A 2,722-nucleotide genomic window follows, 5' to 3' on the forward strand; every position below is an offset into this window, starting at 1 on the left:
GGTCGCCCCGCCACAGAAGATATTTGGACCCAGGCGCGCCGCCACCAGCACCGAAGGCAGAAAAAGACTGTTCACCTGGCTGGCCAACACCCGCGACCAGAAGGTAGCCGCTGGCCGTGCCCGGTAGAGGCAGGGGACCACACCCACATCCCTATTTTGCAAGGGTGCGCAAATCTGGCGCAGATAACGGGGGCCGACGGTAATGTCCGCGTCACTGATCACCAAAGCGTCATAACGACAGGCGGCGAGGATGCCCACTAGGTTATTGACCTTGGGATTACTGCCGATACGCGCTTCTGTACACACCCAGTACAGTGACAAGGCCGGAAACTCGGCTTGCAGACGTTGCACCACGGCGATAGCCGGATCGGTCGGGCGCTGCACGCCAAAAACAATTTCGAATGCCGGATAGTCCTGTGCGCAAAAACTGTGCAGTGCGCTGTAGAGATTATCCTCATCGCCATGCAGGGGCTTGAGCACGCTGACGCCGGGCCAGTCGCGCAAGATATCTTCCGTGGCAGCAGCATCGCGCTCCGGCAACACCGGATGCCAGCGTCCGACCGCCCAGAGCGTCAGCAACAGATAAATTACGGCGGCCAGAGAAAGCAGCGCCGCAAAGCCACCTACCCACCAGAGCATAAGCGCCCCGAAGCGGTGTCCGTCAGACCGACAGGCACGCTATAAGTAGTGATGCTCAGCAAACCATTGTACCGCATCCCGCAAGGCTTCCTCCGCAGGACGATGGGTATAGCGCAAGACCTGCTCCGCCTTGGCAGACGAAAAATACATCTTATGCGCGGCCATACGCAGCTCGTCCGTCGTCACCAGTGGCGTCCCCCTGCCGCGTAGCCGCACCATACCCTCCGCCCCCCAGGCCAGGGGATAGAGCAGGCGGCGCGGGATACGCAGCCACGGCGAGCGATGCCCGGTAAGACCAGCAATACGGGTGAGGATCGCCGCCAGGGGGAGATTGTCGCCGCCGAGAATATAGCGCTCCCCCACCTGACCGTCGACAAAGGCCTGCCAATGGCCCATAGCCACATCATCCACATGCACCACATTCAGGCCGGTATCGACATAAGCCGGCAGGCGGCCCGCCGCGGCATCGCGCACCATCCGCCCGGTGGGGGTCGGCTTGCGATCCGCCGGGCCTATGGGCGTCGAGGGATTGACGATGACGATGGGCGCGCCTTCATCCTGGCAAAGAGCATGCAGTGCCTCCTCAGCAAGATATTTGGAGCGCTTATAGTGACCGATCATATCTTCCAAACGCGAGGGAGCTTCTTCATCCGCTTCACGGCCATCGGCGTAGTGACCGAGCACGGCGACACTACTGGTATAGACGATGCGCTCCACTCCGGCATTGAGCGCCGCGCGTATCAGACGTTCGCTGCCGCCCACATTGGCGGCGTACATGGCGCGCGGTTCGGGCACCCAGAGCCGATAATCCGCAGCGACGTGAAAGACCGCCTGACAACCTGCTACGGCGCGGTCCAGAGCCGGACCATCAGTAAGGTCGCCGACTGCCAACTCCACGTTCAGACCTTCCCAGTTGCTCGGATCAGCGCTCGCCCGGTGCAGCACCCGCACTTCCAGGCCTTCGGCCAGCAAGCGGCGTAACACCGCACCGCCGACGAAACCCGATGCTCCGGTCAGCAAGGCTTTCATGCGAACCTTCCCGCCTGAATACCCGGCACAACGGCGCGCAAAGTGTTCAGCGCCTTCTGCATCTGCCCGCCCAAACGTATCAAAGCAGACAACTCAGCAGGATGACGCAATAATCCGTGCATGAACCTGAGCGCCTGCGGGCGCCCATAAGCATCTACACTCCCTGTAGCCACCATCGGCAGCGACTGATCCGCTGGGTCCACAACACTGCGAATGACGATAAAAGGTTGGTCTGCCACATGGGCGGCCGCGGCAATGGCACCACTTTCCATATCCACACTTTGTGCCGACGGGTAGTCCACCAGAAATGCGGATTTCGAGGCCACAGAGCCGCAAGGGGTATCCACCGAGAGCAGGCCCCCACCGTGGACGGGAAGGGACAGCGGTTTCGCGACGGTCGCGCGCCAGGCCAGATTCACCGCCCAGGTCTGCCCCGACCAGAACACGGTTTCCGGCAACAGCAAATCCCCAGGCTTCCGCTCCGGCTGCAGGGCGCCTGCGGTGCCCCAGGAAACCAGCCCTTCAGCACCCGCAGCAATCAGCTTACGCGCCGCAGCCGTCGCCCGCTCAGGCCCCATGCCAGAAACACACAGCAACATTTGCTCACCTACCTCTATCACCGCATCGTGCGACAGAGCGCCAGCATGGAGAACACGCGCCTCCGCGTCCAGAGCCACCACCACCCCTAATCGCGGGCGAGGCATCCCAAATTCCGGTAACGGGCCAGCGCCCAGAGCGGGAAATACCGGCTATAACCGTGATAAATCAGGTAAAAAACCTTGGGGAATCCCGGTGCGTTAAAAAATGGGTCCTGCCAGCACCCATCCCCTTCCTGGTGTGCCTGCAACCAGGCTATACCGCGATGCAAAGCGACACTATCCCGATCTCCCGCCGCCATCAGACCGAGACATGCCCAGGCCGTCTGCGCTGCAGTAGAAGTCTGGCCCATGCCGGCGAGACCGGGGTCGCCATAGGAGTCATTGCTTTCACCCCAACCGCCGTCGCACTGCTGTACCGCGCGCAACCAGTACGCTGCGCGTTCCATAGCGGGTTG

Annotated in this window: 3 protein-coding genes and 1 pseudogene; all 4 read right to left on the reverse strand. The window is 61.9% G+C overall.

Features of this window, described 5'->3' with window-relative positions; translation table 11 throughout:
- Positions 1-639, reverse strand: a 639-nt coding sequence (locus Q0C48_RS03325) for a glycosyltransferase (protein ID WP_291521528.1), incomplete at its 3' end; no start/stop codon positions are given.
- A gap of 39 nt (positions 640-678) precedes the next feature.
- A complete protein-coding gene (gene hpnA / locus Q0C48_RS03330; RefSeq protein WP_291521529.1) occupies positions 679-1,668 on the reverse strand; it encodes a hopanoid-associated sugar epimerase in 990 nt (329 codons plus the stop codon).
- The gene (locus Q0C48_RS03335) at positions 1,665-2,372 is read right to left on the reverse strand and encodes a nucleosidase (RefSeq protein ID WP_291521532.1); all 708 of its coding nucleotides are present in this window, start codon (positions 2,370-2,372) and stop codon (positions 1,665-1,667) included. Before Q0C48_RS03335 ends, hpnA begins: the two co-directional genes overlap by 4 nt.
- Positions 2,354-2,722 (reverse strand): annotated as a pseudogene (locus Q0C48_RS03340) (prenyltransferase/squalene oxidase repeat-containing protein); the annotation flags it as partial. The gene Q0C48_RS03335 and the pseudogene Q0C48_RS03340, both read right to left, overlap by 19 nt.

Source organism: Acidithiobacillus sp. (genome assembly GCF_023255755.1).
In the GTDB taxonomy this organism is placed as follows: domain Bacteria; phylum Pseudomonadota; class Gammaproteobacteria; order Acidithiobacillales; family Acidithiobacillaceae; genus Acidithiobacillus.